Annotated in this window: 20 protein-coding genes; 5 read left to right on the top strand and 15 right to left on the bottom strand. The window is 63.9% G+C overall.

The window, feature by feature from the left end:
- Positions 1–11 precede the first annotated feature (11 nt).
- The 4 genes from sdhA to NKI96_RS25435 form a co-directional block, all read right to left on the bottom strand.
- Positions 12–1,841 carry a succinate dehydrogenase flavoprotein subunit gene (gene sdhA, locus NKI96_RS25420; protein WP_352520158.1) on the bottom strand — a complete coding sequence of 610 codons (1,830 nt, stop codon included), beginning with the start codon at positions 1,839–1,841 and terminating at the stop codon, positions 12–14.
- Position 1,842: 1 nt separating this feature from the next.
- Entirely contained in the window at positions 1,843–2,241 is a 399-nt protein-coding gene (gene sdhD / locus NKI96_RS25425; RefSeq protein ID WP_023683885.1) for a succinate dehydrogenase, hydrophobic membrane anchor protein, read from the bottom strand.
- Positions 2,241–2,660, bottom strand: coding sequence for a succinate dehydrogenase, cytochrome b556 subunit (sdhC, locus tag NKI96_RS25430; protein ID WP_023683884.1), 420 nt, complete (start codon positions 2,658–2,660; stop codon positions 2,241–2,243). The genes sdhD and sdhC overlap by 1 nt, the downstream gene beginning before the upstream one ends.
- Positions 2,661–2,900: 240 nt before the next feature.
- A complete protein-coding gene (locus NKI96_RS25435; protein ID WP_023736777.1) occupies positions 2,901–3,371 on the bottom strand; it encodes a hypothetical protein in 471 nt (156 codons plus the stop codon).
- Positions 3,372–3,624: 253 nt separating this feature from the next.
- Between NKI96_RS25435 and NKI96_RS25440 the strand changes: the two genes are divergently transcribed.
- Entirely contained in the window at positions 3,625–3,996 is a 372-nt protein-coding gene (locus NKI96_RS25440) for a hypothetical protein (RefSeq protein ID WP_023687709.1), read from the top strand.
- Positions 3,997–4,033: 37 nt separating this feature from the next.
- On the opposite strand, the gene NKI96_RS25445 is transcribed toward NKI96_RS25440, so the two are convergent.
- Positions 4,034–5,230 (bottom strand): GGDEF domain-containing protein, encoded by a 1,197-nt coding sequence (locus NKI96_RS25445; protein WP_352806810.1) that lies wholly within the window; start codon positions 5,228–5,230, stop codon positions 4,034–4,036.
- Between the two features lie 162 nt (positions 5,231–5,392).
- On the opposite strand from NKI96_RS25445, the gene NKI96_RS25450 reads away from it, so the two are divergent.
- Positions 5,393–5,704, top strand: a complete 312-nt coding sequence (locus NKI96_RS25450) for a hypothetical protein (RefSeq protein WP_023670517.1) — start codon at positions 5,393–5,395, stop codon at positions 5,702–5,704.
- 108 nt (positions 5,705–5,812) lie between these two features.
- On the opposite strand, the gene leuC is transcribed toward NKI96_RS25450, so the two are convergent.
- The 8 genes from leuC to rplS all read right to left on the bottom strand — a co-directional run bounded on the left by leuC (position 5,813) and on the right by rplS (position 11,920).
- Entirely contained in the window at positions 5,813–7,222 is a 1,410-nt protein-coding gene (gene leuC / locus NKI96_RS25455; protein ID WP_023694499.1) for a 3-isopropylmalate dehydratase large subunit, read from the bottom strand.
- A gap of 73 nt (positions 7,223–7,295) precedes the next feature.
- The gene (locus tag NKI96_RS25460; protein ID WP_196813720.1) at positions 7,296–7,505 is read right to left on the bottom strand and encodes a hypothetical protein; all 210 of its coding nucleotides are present in this window, start codon (positions 7,503–7,505) and stop codon (positions 7,296–7,298) included.
- Positions 7,502–8,137, bottom strand: coding sequence for a class I SAM-dependent DNA methyltransferase (locus NKI96_RS25465; protein WP_023807688.1), 636 nt, complete (start codon positions 8,135–8,137; stop codon positions 7,502–7,504). The genes NKI96_RS25460 and NKI96_RS25465 overlap by 4 nt, the downstream gene beginning before the upstream one ends.
- Before the next feature lie 58 nt (positions 8,138–8,195).
- Positions 8,196–9,002: an amino acid ABC transporter permease gene (locus NKI96_RS25470; RefSeq protein ID WP_023694501.1), complete on the bottom strand. Its 807-nt coding sequence runs from the start codon at positions 9,000–9,002 to the stop codon at positions 8,196–8,198.
- A 242-nt stretch (positions 9,003–9,244) separates the two neighbouring features.
- A complete protein-coding gene (locus tag NKI96_RS25475; RefSeq protein ID WP_023694502.1) occupies positions 9,245–10,045 on the bottom strand; it encodes a transporter substrate-binding domain-containing protein in 801 nt (266 codons plus the stop codon).
- Between the two features lie 237 nt (positions 10,046–10,282).
- The gene (locus tag NKI96_RS25480) at positions 10,283–10,780 is read right to left on the bottom strand and encodes a MarR family winged helix-turn-helix transcriptional regulator (protein ID WP_023683877.1); all 498 of its coding nucleotides are present in this window, start codon (positions 10,778–10,780) and stop codon (positions 10,283–10,285) included.
- Entirely contained in the window at positions 10,777–11,205 is a 429-nt protein-coding gene (locus NKI96_RS25485) for an organic hydroperoxide resistance protein (RefSeq protein ID WP_023694503.1), read from the bottom strand. The genes NKI96_RS25480 and NKI96_RS25485 overlap by 4 nt, the downstream gene beginning before the upstream one ends.
- A 154-nt stretch (positions 11,206–11,359) precedes the next feature.
- Positions 11,360–11,920, bottom strand: a complete 561-nt coding sequence (gene rplS / locus NKI96_RS25490) for a 50S ribosomal protein L19 (RefSeq protein ID WP_023670525.1) — start codon at positions 11,918–11,920, stop codon at positions 11,360–11,362.
- 326 nt (positions 11,921–12,246) lie between these two features.
- On the opposite strand from rplS, the gene NKI96_RS25495 reads away from it, so the two are divergent.
- Positions 12,247–12,999, top strand: a complete 753-nt coding sequence (locus NKI96_RS25495) for a sulfite exporter TauE/SafE family protein (protein ID WP_023683874.1) — start codon at positions 12,247–12,249, stop codon at positions 12,997–12,999.
- Here the strand turns inward: NKI96_RS25495 and trmD are convergent.
- Together trmD and rimM are read right to left on the bottom strand one after the other, a co-directional pair.
- Complete coding sequence (gene trmD, locus NKI96_RS25500) at positions 12,981–13,679, bottom strand: tRNA (guanosine(37)-N1)-methyltransferase TrmD (protein ID WP_023670527.1); 699 nt, start codon at positions 13,677–13,679, stop codon at positions 12,981–12,983. The genes NKI96_RS25495 and trmD overlap by 19 nt on opposite strands.
- The gene (rimM, locus tag NKI96_RS25505; protein WP_023814767.1) at positions 13,676–14,275 is read right to left on the bottom strand and encodes a ribosome maturation factor RimM; all 600 of its coding nucleotides are present in this window, start codon (positions 14,273–14,275) and stop codon (positions 13,676–13,678) included. Before rimM ends, trmD begins: the two co-directional genes overlap by 4 nt.
- 118 nt (positions 14,276–14,393) lie before the next feature.
- Between rimM and NKI96_RS25510 the strand changes: the two genes are divergently transcribed.
- On the top strand, positions 14,394–15,332 hold the full coding sequence (locus NKI96_RS25510; RefSeq protein ID WP_023670529.1) for a tyrosine recombinase XerC: 939 nt from the start codon (positions 14,394–14,396) through the stop codon (positions 15,330–15,332).
- Between the two features lie 73 nt (positions 15,333–15,405).
- Positions 15,406–16,467, top strand: coding sequence for a TraB/GumN family protein (locus NKI96_RS25515; protein WP_023752708.1), 1,062 nt, complete (start codon positions 15,406–15,408; stop codon positions 16,465–16,467).
- Positions 16,468–16,665: the final 198 nt, after the last annotated feature.

Here is a 16,665-nt window from a genome sequence, read left to right on the forward strand (position 1 = left end):
CGGCACCATGGTCAGTACACCCTGGCCTTGGGCGCGATCTTGGCGAGGCTGATGCCGCCGTCCTTTTCCGCCACCAACGGTTCGGTGTGCACCGGACGATAGCTGAGGCTCACTTGGCCGTCCTCGCTTAGCCGGGCCAGCGTATGCTTGCGCCAGATAGTGTCGTCGCGGGCCGAGAAATCTTCGCGCGCATGCGCGCCGCGGCTCTCCTTGCGCGCCTCGGCGCCGTAGACCGTGGTGATGGCGTTGGCCATCAGATTTTCCAGCTCCAGCGTCTCGACCAGATCGGAATTCCAGATCATCGAACGGTCGGAGACTTTCAGGTCCTTGAGCTCGGTCCATATCTGCGAAATGCGCTTGCAGCCGTTTTCGAGCGACTCCTGTGTGCGGAACACGGCGGCGTCTTCCTGCATCGCCTTCTGCATTTTCTCACGCAGAACAGCGGTTGGCGTCGAGCCATTGGCGTGGCGCAGCCGGTCGAAGCGGTCCATGATGTTTTCGACCGAGGCTTCGTTGGGCGAAGGGATCGCCGAATTACGGTCGATGACCTGGCCGGCGCGGATTGCGGCGGCGCGGCCGAACACCACCAGATCGATCAGCGAGTTCGAGCCCAGCCGGTTGGCGCCGTGCACGGAGGCACAGCCGGCCTCGCCGACCGCCATCAGCCCGGGTGACACCCGGTCAGGATTCTCGACAGTCGGGTTCAGCACCTCGCCCCAGTAATTGGTCGGCACGCCGCCCATATTGTAGTGCACCGTCGGCAGCACGGGGATCGGCTCCTTGGTCAGGTCGACGCCGGCGAAAATCCTGGCCGATTCCGAAATGCCCGGCAGCCGCTCATGCAGCACGGCCGGATCGAGATGGTCGAGATGCAGGAAAATATGGTCCTTGTTCTTGCCGACCCCGCGGCCTTCGCGGATCTCCAGCGTCATGCAACGCGAGACGACGTCGCGCGAGGCCAGGTCCTTGGCCGACGGCGCGTAGCGTTCCATGAAGCGCTCGCCCTCGGAATTGACGAGATAGCCGCCCTCGCCGCGCGCGCCTTCGGTGATCAGGCAGCCGGCGCCGTATATGCCTGTCGGATGGAACTGCACGAACTCCATGTCCTGCAGCGGGAAGCCCGCCCGTGCCGCCATGCCGCCGCCGTCGCCTGTACAGGTGTGCGCCGACGTCGCCGAGAAATAGGCGCGGCCATATCCGCCGGTCGCCAGCACCACCATCTTGGCGGAGAAGCGATGGATGGTGCCGTCGTCGAGGTTCCAGGCGACGACGCCGGTGCAGGTGCCGTCCGGTTCCATGATCAGGTCGAGCGCAAAATACTCGATGAAGAACTGTGCATTGTTCTTCAGCGACTGGCCGTAGAGCGTGTGCAGGATGGCGTGACCGGTGCGGTCGGCGGCAGCACAGGTGCGCTGCACCGGCGGGCCGTCGCCATAATTCATCATGTGCCCGCCGAACGGCCGCTGGTAGATCTTGCCCTCTTCGGTGCGCGAGAACGGCACGCCGTAATGCTCGAGCTCGTAGACCGCCGCCGGTGCCTCGCGCACCAGATATTCCATGGCGTCGACGTCGCCCAGCCAGTCCGAACCCTTGACGGTGTCGTACATGTGCCACTGCCAGGAGTCCGGACCCATGTTGGACAGCGACGCGGCAATGCCGCCTTGTGCCGCCACCGTGTGCGAGCGGGTCGGGAACACTTTGGTGATGCAGGCCGTGCGCAGGCCCTGCTCGGCCATGCCGAGCGTGGCGCGCAGGCCGGCGCCGCCGGCGCCGACGACCACCACGTCGAACTTGTGGTCGACAAAGGTATAGCCGGTGGCCGATTTCGCGTCCTTGGCCAAATCAGCCTCCGAATGCCAGTTTGAGCAGGGCGAAGATCGAGGCGACGCCGACCGCTATGGTGAAAAACGTGCTGAGTGCGATCAGCGCCAGCTTCATGCCTTCGGCATGCACGTAATCCTCGATAATGACCTGCATGCCGACACGCATATGGGTGAGACCGGAAACGAGCACCAGCGCCAACACCAGCGCCACGAACGGACTGGCGAGCGCCGCCCGCACCTCGGCGAAGCCGGCGCCATTGAGCGCGATCAGGAACCCGACGAAGAACAGTATCAGCGGGATGTTGGCAATGGCCGTCAGCCGCTGTCGCCAGAAATGCCCGGTGCCTTCGCGGGCCGAGCCCAGACCGCGGACCTTGGCCAGCGGCGTGCGCATATCGTTGTTGTTCGTGCCGCTCATCACAAGGTTCCCCGCGCCATGTAGCCGGCGACCCAGATCAGCAGCGTGAGCAGGATGGAACCGGCGAGCGTCGCCCAGGCGATCTTCGATGCCGTGTGTTTCTCCAGCCCGGCGCCGGTGTCCCAGACGAGATGGCGCACGCCGCCCAGCATGTGGTGCATCAGCGCCCAGGTGTAGCCGAACAGGATGAGCCGGCCGAGCCAGGTGCCGAAGGCCCAGTTGATCCAATCGAAAGCGCCTTGCGAACTCGCCGCCGCCATCAGCCACGCGGCGACCAGCAGCGTGCCGAAATACAGCGCCCCGCCAGTGATGCGATGAATGATTGACATCGTCATGGTGATCGGTGGGCGGTAAATCGTCAGGTGCGGCGAGAGCGGCCGTTCACGTCTGGCGGTTCGGGTGGCTGGTGATTTGCTCATGGCTGCCCCAGTTCGATGTCCGGAGCCGCGGTGGAAAGCGGCACTTACCGCCTCGATATATGACTTCAGACAGCCGGTTTCTAATGCTCTTTTTGCACCGCGTCAAAGCCGGAAAATCGTTTTGAAAACGTCATTTAGTCTGACAAAAGGCTGCTGTTTCGCTTCAATCGATTTGGCCACCGTCGAAAGCCGGCGCACCGTTCGCTGCAGTGCGGCATTTCCTTTGCAATCGACGCCAGGCTATCGTTTGCAGGTCTGTGGTGTCGAGCCCCTCTTCATCACCAGCGCCTCGCGCGCGTCGATCACGATTGCGTCATGCGACGCCGCTTCCTGGTAGCGGCTGGACTGGTTGGCGGGTGATGCGGCAAACTCCTCGGTCGTGCCGTCTGGCCTGACAACGCGCAGCGCCGTGCCGAGGTTCTGGATGGTGATCACACCGCCATTGCCGCATCTGTAAGTCGCCGTGCCGACAGCAGACCGCGGGGCCGTAAGGTCGGTGACAATCTTGGCTGGCGGTGCGGCAGGTGCTGCAGGAGCCGTTGCGGAAGCCGGGGGCGCCACAGGTGGGGCGGACTGCTGAGCCGGCGCGGGCGCGACAGTGGGTGGTACGGTATTCACCGCCGTCGGCGCGCCGTTCTGCGGCACGCAGGCTGCGGCAGTCAGCAAGGGGATCGACAACAGCGTCACCCGAAACGTCCGGCGTAACGCCATATGCTGTCCTCCTGCGCGGCTAACTAGCCGCGATGTTCCACCAAGATCAAGCTCACCCGACGTCAGCGTAGTTGTGTGCGTCGCGGCCGATGGTGCGGGCAAGCATGGCCGAATGATGACGCCCGGGTTTTCCATCCCGTCGGATATTAACCATGTTTGGCGAGAGATCGCCGCCGGATGCGCCTGCCCTCTTAACAAAGGTTAAGAAAACGTTAATTTCAGATTCGATCGGGTCCACAGCAGAGAGGACACCATGCTTTCGAATTCAGGAAGAGCGCGCCTTGCGGCGCTTGTGCTGGCGACAGCCAGTCTCGGCTTCGCCGCCCCGGCAATGGCCTGGTCGCGCCATCATGACCGCGTCTATGCCGATTCCCTGGGCAATCTCGTCATCGACAGCGCCGCCGGCTACAAGCGCATCATTGTCGGCCAAGGCAGGCTGGCCAAGAAATTGTCCGACTACACCAGCGCCGGGCAGCCGGAAGCGGAACCGGAAGTCCTTTATGAAGACGAGGCGGATCACATCTCCAGGCGTGGCTGCTACCAGCCGCCAGTGTTCGTGAAGGGCCGCTCCTATATGTACGGCCTCTCCGATGGCGAAATGCCCAACCTCAGCCCTTGCCGCTGATGATCCGGCACGGCCGAGAGGCCGTTTAAGCGAGACGCTAACCGACGCTGCCTGTATCCGGGATGAACACCGTTTCCGCCCGCTCATAGGACAATCGCACACTGTCGCGGCCGTTCTTCTTGGCCTTGTAGAGCGCTTCGTCGGCGCGCCGCATCAGCGGCTCCAGCCCTTCGTCGCCGGTGCGCGCCGCGACGCCGAAGCTCGCGGTCACCCTGGTGCCCGGCGGCAACCCGTCGATACTGCCGGCCGAATAGTGCGTGCGCACGGCTTCGGCAAACAGCCGCGCCGTGGCAAGATCGCTCAGCGACAGAAGCACGGCGAACTCCTCGCCGCCGATGCGGCCGGCAACCGCACGCGTGCCGGCGGCCGCGCGAAGCTTGGCGGCGAAGTCGGCGATCACCTGGTCGCCCGCGGCATGTCCGTATTTGTCGTTGAGCGCCTTGAAGTGATCGAGATCGGCCAGCACCAGCGCGACCGGCACCTTGGTAACAGCGCAATGCTGCAGCACCAGCAAGGCGCGCTCCTCGAAACCCCTGCGGTTGAGCAGGCCAGACAGCGGATCGGTGTGCGTCTCGATCTTCAGCGCCTTCATCACGTCGAGCGCAGCTGCCGAGAACAGGCAGAGCGCGATCAGCAACGACAGCAGCGCGTGCGTCAAAAGCGCCGTCGTCCAGTAGGACGAGCCATAAAACCCGTCATAGCTGGTGAACGGCCCGTGCGAGATGACGACGAGCAGCGTGCGGCCGATGAAGTTCAGCCCGGACAGCAGCGACAGTACGAACAGGATTTTTTCCGTCGGGCCGTTCTTGCGCACGGCGCGCAGCTCGGCGGCGACCAGCAGGCTGAGGCCGCCAAAGCCGAAATTGATCGACAGGATGCGCCAAGTTAAGTCCGGCTGGACGAACAGGAACCAGCAGAATGCGACCATCCCGCCAGCCGCCAGAATGCCGATCGCGATATAGGGCACGCGCCTGCCGTAGCGCGAGATGATCGCACCGACGAGGCAGCAGGCGGCGAGCGTGAAGCAGAGGTTGGAGACCAGCTTGGTCAGCACCATGCCGCCGGGCAGCGTGAAATACTGCAGCAGGAAGCCGGGCGCGGACACGCAATAGCTCGTGCCGAGCACAGCCAGATAGGGCCGGTGGCGCTGATAGAACCATAGCACGAGGAACGCCGCGCCGAGCGCCAGCGCGATCGTCGGATTGAGCAGCGCTATGAACAGGCCGGTGTCCAAAGGACGGTGACTTCCCGCTTGACGTCCGGGAAGACCTTAGAGCGCAAGCCCCAACAAGCGGTTAAGCCGGGACGAATATGCAAGTCGCCACTCATGAAGCTGGTGCACGGAACCGGGACCTGAGGCCGGCGTTTCCTGACAGCAATCAAGGAGAAGTTGTTCATGGCCGACACGATCACGCTGACCGATCACGAAGCAATTCGCTCATGGGCCGCAGGGCGCGCCGGATTTCCGGCGATCGTCGATGTATCGCCCGAAACCGGAACGCAGCCGTTGCTGAGGCTCGTCTTCGGCCAGCACGCCTATCAGGACCAGGATCAGCCTGAACGCCCGGTCAACGCAGGCGGCTACGAGCTGGTCGAATGGGACGAGTGGTTCAAGATCTTCGACGAGCGCGAACTGGCGCTGGTGGTCGCGGCCGACGAACCCGGCAGCCGGGAGGAATTTCATGAAATCATCCGGCGTGCCGGCTAGGGCATAATACCCCAAGGGTCTTAGAGCGGCGCGCTTTAAACAAAACCCCGAACGGTTTTGCCGTTCGGGGTTTTGCATACGCTCAGATCAGGCTTGAACCAGTCTGCGCTATTTCCAGTCGCGGATGTCGACGAAATGGCCGGCGATCGCCGCCGCCGCCGCCATGGCCGGCGATACCAGATGGGTGCGGCCCTTGAAGCCCTGCCGGCCTTCGAAATTGCGGTTCGAGGTCGAGGCGCAGCGCTCATGCGGCTTCAGCCGGTCGTCGTTCATGGCCAGGCACATCGAGCAGCCCGGCTCGCGCCAGTCGAAACCGGCGGCAATGAAGATCTTGTCGAGACCCTCGGCCTCCGCCTGTTCCTTGACCAGACCGGAGCCCGGCACGATCATCGCATCGACATGCGCACTCACCGTCTTGCCTTCGACCACCTTGGCCACCGCACGCAGATCCTCGATGCGGCCATTGGTGCAGGAGCCGATGAAGACGCGGTCGAGCGTGATGTCGGTGATCTTCGTGCCCGGCGTCAGCCCCATATAGTCGAGCGCGCGGATCTTTGACGTCCGCTTGTTCTCGTCCGTGATCTCTTCCGGATTGGGAACGACGCCCTGCACCGAAACGACGTCCTCGGGCGAGGAACCCCAGGAGACGATCGGCGGCAGCTTGGCCGCGTCGAGCACGATCACCTTGTCGAAATGCGCGCCCTCGTCGGACTGCAGCGTCTTCCAGTATTCGAGCGCGGCGTCCCACGACGCGCCCTTCGGCGCGCGCGGCTTGCCCTTGACATAGGCGAAGGTGATTTCGTCGGCCGCGATCAGGCCGGCGCGCGCGCCGCCCTCGATCGACATGTTGCAGATCGTCATGCGGCCTTCCATCGACAGCGCGCGGATCGCCTCACCGGCATATTCGATGACATAGCCGGTGCCGCCGGCGGTGCCGATCTCGCCGATGATGGCGAGGATAATGTCCTTGGCGGTGACGCCTTCCGGCAACTGGCCATCGACACGCACCAGCATGTTCTTGGCCTTCCGCTGGATCAGCGTCTGCGTCGCCAGCACATGCTCGACCTCGGAGGTGCCGATGCCATGCGCCAGTGCGCCGAAGGCGCCATGCGTCGAGGTGTGGCTGTCGCCGCAGACGATCGTCATGCCAGGCAGCGTGAAGCCCTGCTCCGGCCCGATGATGTGGACGATGCCTTGGCGGATATCGTTCTCGGAGTAATATTCGACACCGAAATCCCTAGCGTTCTTGGCCAAGGCCTCGACCTGGATGCGGCTTTCCTCGTTCTTGATGCCGAATTTGCGCTCCGGCGAGGTCGAGACATTATGATCGACCACGGCCAGCGTCTTTTCCGGATGCCGGACTTTTCTGCCGGTCATGCGCAGACCTTCGAAGGCCTGCGGGCTGGTCACTTCATGGACGAGATGGCGGTCGATGTAGAGCAGACAGGTGCCATCATCCTGGCGGTCGACGACGTGGTCGTCGAATATCTTGTCGTAGAGGGTGCGCGGTGCGCTCATGTGCGTAAATCCGTCGATTTGCAAAAAAGGGGAGGGGCAGACGCGCCTAAGCCTTCGGCCCGGCGAAAGCGGCTTAGCTAAGTCGGCTGGTGAGCGCGCCGGAAATGCGCGAAGAGAAACGCGACGGCAGGCGTTTTCTGTCCTGCAGCACGAAACCCTTATAGGCCGGATCGCCAAAAAGCTCTTCCATGGCGTGGCTCATACCAATGTTTTGGCTTTTCGGCAATTGCGGCGTGTTTTCGCTTCTCCCCTTGTGAGAGAAGGCGAAGAGGGCGGCGCTCAAAGCACCTCGAACACAAAAGTCTTCACCAGCGCGTCCGGCTCGGCGATCGCATAGCAGCGGAACCATGGGCTTTGCTCGGCCGGCCGCCATTTCCCGGCCCGCTCCAGCCCGTCGAACACGGCCTGGAAGCCGCCGCTGTCAAACACCTGGTCGCGCACGGTGAAGATGGCGTGGCCGCCTTTTCTGGTGATGCGGACAAGCTCGTGCAGGCCGGACGCCGGCGCATGGCTGATGGTGAACACGCCAGTCGAGAAGAAGGCGCGGAAATGCCCGTCTGGCCAGGGCAGCGGCCCGCCGAGCATTGCCTGCTTCAGATCGCCATAGGCATTGCGGCTGCCGGCGATCTTCAGCATGTCGTCGGAGAGGTCGAGCCCGGCAATGTCGTGATAACCCAGCGCCTTCAATGACGGGCCCGACAGGCCGGTGCCGCAGCCGGCGTCGAGCAGCGGTCCTTCGCCCACCTGCACATGGCGCGCCACCCAGGCGGTGATCAGGAACGGCAGCAGATAGCCTAGCGAAGCGGTTTCGCTGTCATAGGTCGCGGCCCAGTCCGCATAGGCCTTGGCCAGCCCTTCCGGCCTGTCGGCCGAATAGACGGTGCCCAGCGCCGCATTGGCCTTGTCGATCGTCATCGCCTGCATCCTCCGGAATCCTGTCCTCCGCGATCGTAGCCGTGCCCGCGTCGGACTTCTATTCCTGCTGCGCCCGCCGCAGTCGTTGCTCCAGCCCCCGCAGCGCCAGCGACAGGCTGACGGTGAGGATGAGATAGATATAGGCGACGATCGAATAGGTCTCGAAGAAGCGGAACGAGCCGGCGGCGTAGATCTTGCCCATCTGCGTGATGTCGGCGACGCCGAGCACCGAGACCAGCGAGGAATCCTTGACCATGGCGACGAAGTCATTGCCGAGCGGCGGCAGGATGGTGCGGATCGCCTGTGGGAAGACGATCAGCCGGAAGCGCTGCGTGCGCGTCAGCCCGAGCGCCTTGGCAGCCTCGATCTGGCCTTTCTCGACCGACTGGATGCCCGCGCGAAAAACCTCGGAGATGAAGGCGGAATAACCGATGGTCAGCGCCATGATTGCACGCCACAACAGCGACACGTCGCGCACCAAAAGCTCGCCGAGATAGCCGGCGTTTTGCAGCGGCGCGGTCAGCGCATTCCACGCAGCCACGAAGGCCGGCGCGCCGGCGAAGGCGATCCAGAACAACAGCACCAGGATCGGCACGCCGCGGATGATCTCGACATAGAAACGAGCGATCTGCTTGAGCCAACGCGACCCCGACAACCCCATCAGCGCAATGCCGAGCCCGACGGCGGAAGCCAGCGCGAAGGCGACCACGGTGACAAGAATGGTGATGCCGATGCCTTTGGCGACGGTGGCAAAAACCTGGGCGTAGAGATCGCTGGCGGCAATGGAGAGCGCAGCGACGACGGCGAGCGCGATCGCGGCGGCAAGCCACCAGGGGAAATCGGATTTTGGGGTTGAGGCGAGCATCAATGCCCAACGCTGGTGAACAGCTGCGCTCGCAAGATCTGCCGATCTCCCCCCTTGCGGGGGAGATGTCCGGCAGGACAGAGGGGGGTGCTGTCCCTCCAACCTGTCAAACGGTTACAGTCACAACCTTTGGCCTCTTTGGAAAAGCTCAAAACAAAAGGGAGGCGATCCTTCACACCCCCCTCTGCCCTGCCGGGCATCTCCCCCGCAAGGGGGGTCAGCGGCCGTCGCGCCAAGACGGCCTACTGCCCCATCTTGTAGTCGAGAAACCACTTCTTGTTCAGCGCCTCGATCGTGCCGTCGGCCTTCAGCGCCGCGATCGCCGCGTTGACCGGCTTCACCAGGTCCGAGCCCTTCGGGAAGATGAAGCCAAACTCCTCGGTGCCGAGCGGGCCGCCGATCAGCTTGAGCTTGCCGCCGGAGGCATCGACATAGCCTTTGCCGGCGGTGCCGTCGGTCAGGACGACATCGACGTCGCCGGATTTCAGTGCCTGCACCGAAGCGCCGAAGGTCTCGAACTGCTTGATGCGCGGGTTCTGCTCATTGCCGTCGAGCACGCTGTAGACGGCGGTGTAGAACGGCGTCGTTCCGGCCTGCGCGCCGATCAACCCGTCCTTGAAGGCGGCGAAGGTCTTGGCGTCGGTGAAGCGGCTTTCATCGGCGCGCACCAGCATGAACTGCTCCGAACGCATATAGGGGTCGGAGAAATCGACCTTCTCCTTTCGGTCGTCCTTGATGGTGATGCCGGTCATGCCAATGTTGTACTGGTTGTCGGAAACCGCCTGGATCATCGCGTCCCAGGAGGTGTTCTGGTACTCCACCTTGAAGTTCAGCCGCTTGGCGATTTCGTCCATCGCGTCATACTCCCAGCCGATCTGCTTGCCGGTCTTGGCGTCGATGAACTGCAGCGGCGGATAGGCGTTTTCCGTCACCACCACGACCTTCTTGCCGCCGAGATCGGGCAGCGCATCGGCCGCCCATGCAGCGACGGGCGCGAGGAAACAGGCCGCGAGGGCGGCCAGCAGCAGCTTCGATTTGGTCATGACACGCTCCAGGATGAGAAGCCCGCTTGCAGCCGGGCTCGCATGAAAATCCAGGCGCGACTTTAGCCGTCCGCAGACGGCTTGCAAGCCGGTCCGGTGCTCAGCGTCCGGTGAAAGCGGATTCCAATGCCTTCAACCAACGCGGTTTTAGAACGCCCCGTGGTCGGAATTTATTCCGTGATTGCGCCGCCGGCAAACCAGGCCCCTCCTGGACACGGGAACCCGTCAGATGACGGATCAGGATGGTGACGTAGCCTCACGCAGCTTGGCGACAAATCCGGTCAAGGTCCGGTGCAGCGACTTCAGCTCCTCGACTTCCAGCGGCATGGCGCAGGCAAGGCCTGCGGATACGTCCTTGATGCGGGCGCGCAGCGCCTGGCCCTTGGCAGTCGGTTCGACCAGCACGCGGCGCTCGTCGGCCGGATCGCGACGGCGGGTGACGAGACCAGCCGCTTCCATCCGCTTGAGCAGAGGCGTCAATGTCGCCGAATCCAGCCCCAGCGCCTCGCCGAGTTCGCCGACCGTGCTCGGCGCATGCTGCCACAGCGCCAGCATCGCCAAATATTGCGGATAGGTCAGGCCGAGCGGGTCAAGCAGCGGCCGATAGAGCTTGGTCATCAGCCCGCTCGCCGAATAGAGCGCGAAGCAGAGCTGCTGGTCGAGGCGCGGAACGGCGATCCTTCCGGCGGTGTCCGCCGGGACTTCGCTGGCCCTGGTTTCGGTCTTCGTCGTCATGCTGCCTTTGCCGGAAGCGCCACGGTCGAAAGCGCCACCTCGATATTGCCTTTGATCGCATTGGAATAGGGGCAAATCTGATGCGCTGCCGATACAAGCGCTTCCGCCGCCGCCTGATCAAGGCCTTTGGTCTCCGCGGCCAGTGCGACACCAAGTTTGAAGCCTTCACCATTGGGAAGCAGGCTGACGGTGGCGCTTACCGCCGCATCGTCCAGCGGCAGCTTCTGCTTGCGCGCGACGAAGCGGATGGCGCTTTCGAAGCAGGCGGCATAGCCGACCGCGAACAGCTGCTCGGGATTGGTGGCGCCACCCTGTCCGCCGAGCTCCTTCGGCAAAGCGAGGTCGACCTTCAGCAGGCCGTCGCTGGTCTCGCCGTGGCCGGCGCGGCCGCCGGTGACGCGAGCCTGTGTGGTGTAGAGTGCCATGTCAGTTCTCCATTTGCTTTGTATACGATCATTTAGTGTACAAGATAATTCGAGTCAACAGCCGTGGCGCAACTCTCGGCCGGCAATCGTTCACAGTCTGGTGAAACGAAAAAAGGCGGCCGAAGCCGCCTTTTCAAAATCCTTGGTCGAGATCTTATTCGGCCGGGGTCGCTTCCGCGGCCTTTGCAGCCTCGTCGGCGGCCTTGGCGGCTTCGTCGGCGGCCTTCTTCTCGGCGGCTTCCTGCGCGGCCTTCTCGGCTGCCAGCGCCTGCACGGCGGCGATCTTCTCGGCCTCGATGCGGGCCTTCTCAGCGTTCAGCGCGTCGCGCTCCTCATCGTTCAGCTTGCGGGCGCGCACGCCGGTGTTTTCCGAAATACGGGCCGACTTGCCGCGACGGTCGCGCAAATAATAGAGCTTGGCGCGGCGCACCTTGCCGCGGCGCACGATCTCGACGCCTTCGACCATCGGCGAGTAGACCGGGAAAACGCGCTCGACGCCTTCGCCGTAGGAGATCTTGCGGACGGTGAAATTTTCCTGGAAGCCGGCGCCGGCGCGGGCGATGACGACGCCCTCATAGGCCTGGACGCGGGTGCGGGTGCCTTCGGTCACGCGGACCTGGACGCGCACGGTGTCGCCGGGCTGAAACTCGGGAAGCTTGCGCTTGGCTTCGATCTTGGCGGCCTGTTCGGCCTCGAGCTGACGGATGATATCCATCTCAATAGTCCACTTCTTGTTCTTCCGACAGTCAGAGCGTCCGACACTCGCCTTGCAGTTCCATTGACCGCTCGGCTATGCCCTTTGTCCCCGAGACATCTTGTCTTCGAAACATTGGGCAGGGGCGACTACACCGTCATTGTTGACGGGTCCGGGAGATTTTTCTCGCCAGTACGGGCGGGCACATACAGCTATTTCACTGACTTGTCACGCCTTGGCCCTGTCTTTTTTGGTCGCATGCCACCACGCAATCGTCCAGTGCAGGGTTGCGCCGGCCCTTCAAGCTTCCTAATCCGGGAGCAGCACACTTGTCCGGCGGCCTCACAATGTCTGTTTTCGACGCAGTCCTGCTCTTCCTCGCGGGTTTTCTGTCAGGCGCCGTCAACGCGGTTGCCGGCGGCGGCACCTTCATAACCTTCGGCGCCATGACGCTGGCCGGCCTGCCGCCGATCGTCGCCAACGCCACGTCCTCGGTGACGCAGTTTCCCGGTTACATCACCTCGACGCTGGCTTACTGGACCGACATCAAGCATTTCTGGCGCGGCGCGCTGCTGCTTTGCCTGATCTCGGCTTTGGGCGCGCTGGCTGGTGCGCTCATCCTGCTGGCGCTCTCAAATCCGTCGTTCCGCGCCCTCGTGCCGTGGCTGCTGCTGGCCGCAACCGCCTTGTTCGCCGCCGGGCCGTGGCTGAAACCAACGCCGAAGCCTGGGCATGAAGCCACGGTCGGCTCTCTGGCCGGTTCTCTGGCGCAGTTCGCTACCGCCATCTATGGCGGCTTCTTCGGCGCCGGCATGGGCGTCATGATGCTGGCGACGCTCGGCCTGACGCAATCCGGCGACTATCACCGGCTGAACGCGCTGAAGAACATGCTGGCCGTGGTCATCGCCGCCGTTGCCATACTGGTCTTCGTTTCCGGCGGCGTTGTTGCCTGGCCTCAGGCAATCGTCATGATCCCCGGCGGCGCGCTCGGCGGCTATGCCGGCGTCTGGATCGCAAAGCGCGTGCCGCAAAACGCAGTACGCGGCTTCGTCATCGCCGTCGGCCTGTTTCTCGCCGTCTACTATTTTGCCAAGGGCTGAGCGGCGAGCAAATCCGGCCGCCGCTCCTTCGTCAGCCTCTCGGACTCTGCGCGGCGCCAGGCGGCGATCTTCTTGTGATTGCCGGAAACCAGCACGTCGGGGATTGGCCTGCCTTCGAACTCCTGCGGTCGCGTGTAATGCGGATGTTCGAGCAGACCGTTCTCAAAACTTTCTTCCTCGCCTGATACCGCATTGCCCATCACACCGGGCAACAGCCGGACCACGGCATCGAGCAGCACCAGGGCTGCCGGCTCGCCACCGGAGAGGATGAAATCGCCGATCGAGACTTCCTCCAGCCCACGCGCCTCGATCAATCGCTGGTCTACACCCTCGAAGCGGCCGCAGACGATGACGGCGCCCGGCCCGGCGGCCAGCTCGCGCACCCGCGCCTGCGTCAACGGCTTGCCGCGCGGGCTCATCAGCAATTTTGGCCGCGGATCGCCGGACGGCGAGGTGTGGTCGATCGCCTTGGCCAGCACATCGGCGCGCATCACCATGCCGGCGCCACCGCCGGCCGGCGTGTCGTCGACGGTGTGATGGCGATCGCTGGCGAAGTCGCGGATCTGGATAGCTTCCAGCGACCATGTCCCGACTTCGAGCGCCCGTCCGGCCAGCGACAGGCCTAGCCCGCCCGGAAACATCTCGGGATAGAGCGTCAGCACCGAAGCCTTGAACGTCACCGGTTGCCCCCGGCGTCGCGTGGCCCGCGCGGCCGGCCCTTCGCGTCGAAGTCTTCTTCGCGCGGCGCCTCGCCATCCTCGTCCTCGACCAGCCCGGCCGCCGCCGGATCGACACGGACAAAACCTTCGGCAACCACCACCTGCGGCACGGCGGCCTGCGTGAACGGGATCAGCACGCCTTTGCGCCCGCCAAGCGTGACATCGAGAATGTCGCCGCCGCCGAAATTGTGTACCGCGACCACCTTGCCGACAACCGCATCCGTGTCGTCGCGGACTTCCAGCCCGACGAGATCGGCGTGGTAGAACTCGTCCTCTTCGCCATCGTCCGGCAGCATCGAGCGGTCGACGAACAGCTCCGTGCCGGCCAGCGCCTCGGCGGCGTTGCGGTCGGCAATGCCCTTGAAACGCACCACGACGACAGTGTTTGCCGGCCTTATGTCGATGATCTGGAAGGCGCGGCCGTCCTTGGCATAGAGCGGGCCATAATCCGCCAGCGCCAGCGGCTCGCCGGTGAAGGTTTTCACCCGCAATTCGCCCTTGATGCCGTGGGCGGCGCCGATCACGGCCATTTGCACGGGGTTCTGGGGCTTCGACATGGCTGATATCCTTTGCCCTGCTCTAACGCCCTACCGGCGTCATTTCAATGATCGCCCGTGGCCATTTCAATGACAGGTTCTTCACCGCTTCCTAACCCGGCTGCCTGACAATGGCGGCATGCAGGAATTTCTCATCCCGGCAAAACCCGACCTCCAGGCAGCGCGCGAAAGCTGGCTGAAGATGCTGGCGCGCGAGCGTCGGCTGTCACCGGCGACTGTCGAGGCCTACGAGCGCGACACGCGCCAGTTCCTGCATTTCCTGACCGGACATTGCGGCGGCTCGCCCGGCATTTCCGACATCGCAACCTTACGCCCGGCCGATCTGCGCGGCTTTCTTGCCGCGCGGCGCAACGCCGGCGCCGGCGCCCGCACGCTCGGACGCGGCCTCGCCGGCATCCGCTCGCTGCTGCGCTTCCTCGAACGGCGCGGCCTCGCCAACGCCGCGGGTGCAGCAGCTTTGCGCGCGCCGCGCCAGCCGAAATCGCTGCCCAAGCCGCTGACCGCCAGCGATGCCAAACATGTCGTGTCGGTGGAAGGCCAGCTGGCTGAAGAGCCCTGGATCGCCGCCCGCAACGCCGCCGTGCTGACGCTGCTTTATGGATCGGGCCTGCGCATTTCCGAAGCGCTGGGCCTCAGCGCCGCCGACCTGGCATCGGAAGCCGACACCGTGCTGCGCGTCACCGGCAAGGGTGGCAAGACACGGCTGGTGCCGGTGCTGCCGGTGGCGCTCAGGGCAATCGCCGAATACCGAAAACTGTGTCCCTACCATCTCGATCCCAAGGGCCTGCTATTTCGCGGCGCCCGCGGCGGGCCGCTCAACCCGGCCATCGTCCAGCGCGACATGGCCAGGCTGCGCTCGGCGCTGAACCTGCCCGACACCGCGACGCCGCACGCGTTGCGCCATTCCTTCGCCACCCATCTGCTCGGGCGCGGCGGCGACCTGCGCACCATCCAGGAACTGCTCGGCCACGCCAGCCTGTCGACGACGCAGGTCTATACCGGCGTCGACACGGCAAGGCTGCTCGAGATCTACGAATCTGCCCATCCCCGCGCGTGACACTGTATAAGTCCAGGACAATTTCCCCACGCCGGTTAACCGTTTCGCCGCTTTTCAGTCCTAGAACCGCACCATGAAACGCGCCCTTGCCATCGCCGACCGCGCCGCCCTTGTGTCGCTGAAGCTGCTCGTCGCGCTCAACGCCCTGTTTTTCCTGTCTTTCCTCATCGTGCTGCTGCTTGCCATGGGCAGGGCGCATGCCGAAGCCCCGGCCTGCGCCGGCGCCGATCTGCTGTCGGCCCTGCAGAAGGAAGACCCCGCCACCTATTCCAGGATCGAGACGGAAGCAGCAGCGACGCTGAACGGCAAGGGCCTGTTGTGGAAGCTGGAGAAATCAGGCGAAAAGCCATCCTTCCTGTTCGGCACCATGCACATGACCGACCCGCGCGTGACCACTCTGCCGCCGGCAGCCAGGAAAGCCTATGGCGCTGCCGGCACCATCATCATCGAGACCACCGACGTGCTCGACAAGCAGAAGATGATGGAGGCCATGCTCAAGGAACCCGAGCTGATGATGTTCACCGACAACACGACGTTGTCGTCGCTGTTGTCGCCGGAGGATGCGGCGGTGGTGAACAAAGGGCTCGATGCGCGCGGCATTCCGCCGGCGAGCGTCTCCAAGATGAAGCCGTGGCTGCTGTCGGCCATGGTCGCGCTGCCGGTCTGTGAGGTCGCCCGTCAGGCAGGCGGCGCACCGGTTCTCGACGTCAAGCTGGCGCAGGACGCCAAGGCTAATGGCAAGCCGGTGGAAGGGTTGGAGACCGCAGCCAGCCAGCTGCGCGCCATGGCCTCGCTGCCGCTTGCGTTCCACATCAAGGGGCTGGTCGAGACCCTGAAGCTCGGCGACAAGATAAACGACATCAACGAAACCATGATCGTGCTTTACCAGCGCGGCGACACCGGCACCTTCTGGCCGCTGTTGCGTTCGATCTCGCCCGACGAAGACGACGCAGGTTACGCCGAATTCGACCGGACGATGATCACCGGCCGCAACAAGGTCATGGCCGACCATGCCGCACCGATCCTGGCCAAGGGCAATGCCTTCATGGCCGTCGGCGCCATGCATCTTCCCGGCCCCGAAGGCCTGGTCGAGGATTTTCGCAAGGCCGGCTATACCGTCACCGCCGTCGACTGAGCAGCGCCCGTCTTGAATGCCGAATCACGTAAGCCCGGCTCTGTGCGGTGCGCAACTGATTCGCAAAGCGGAGGCGGTTGGCCCTATTTTTGGCGGAAAAGGCCAGCTAAGCTCGTTCTACCTCGTTCGTGATTGATTTTGCGGGGGAAATACAGGCCAACAAGCGGTTGCGAATCAGAATTTTCCTGCGTTCGTCAA

Source organism: Mesorhizobium sp. M0292 (assembly GCF_040321695.1).
Lineage (GTDB): Bacteria > Pseudomonadota > Alphaproteobacteria > Rhizobiales > Rhizobiaceae > Mesorhizobium.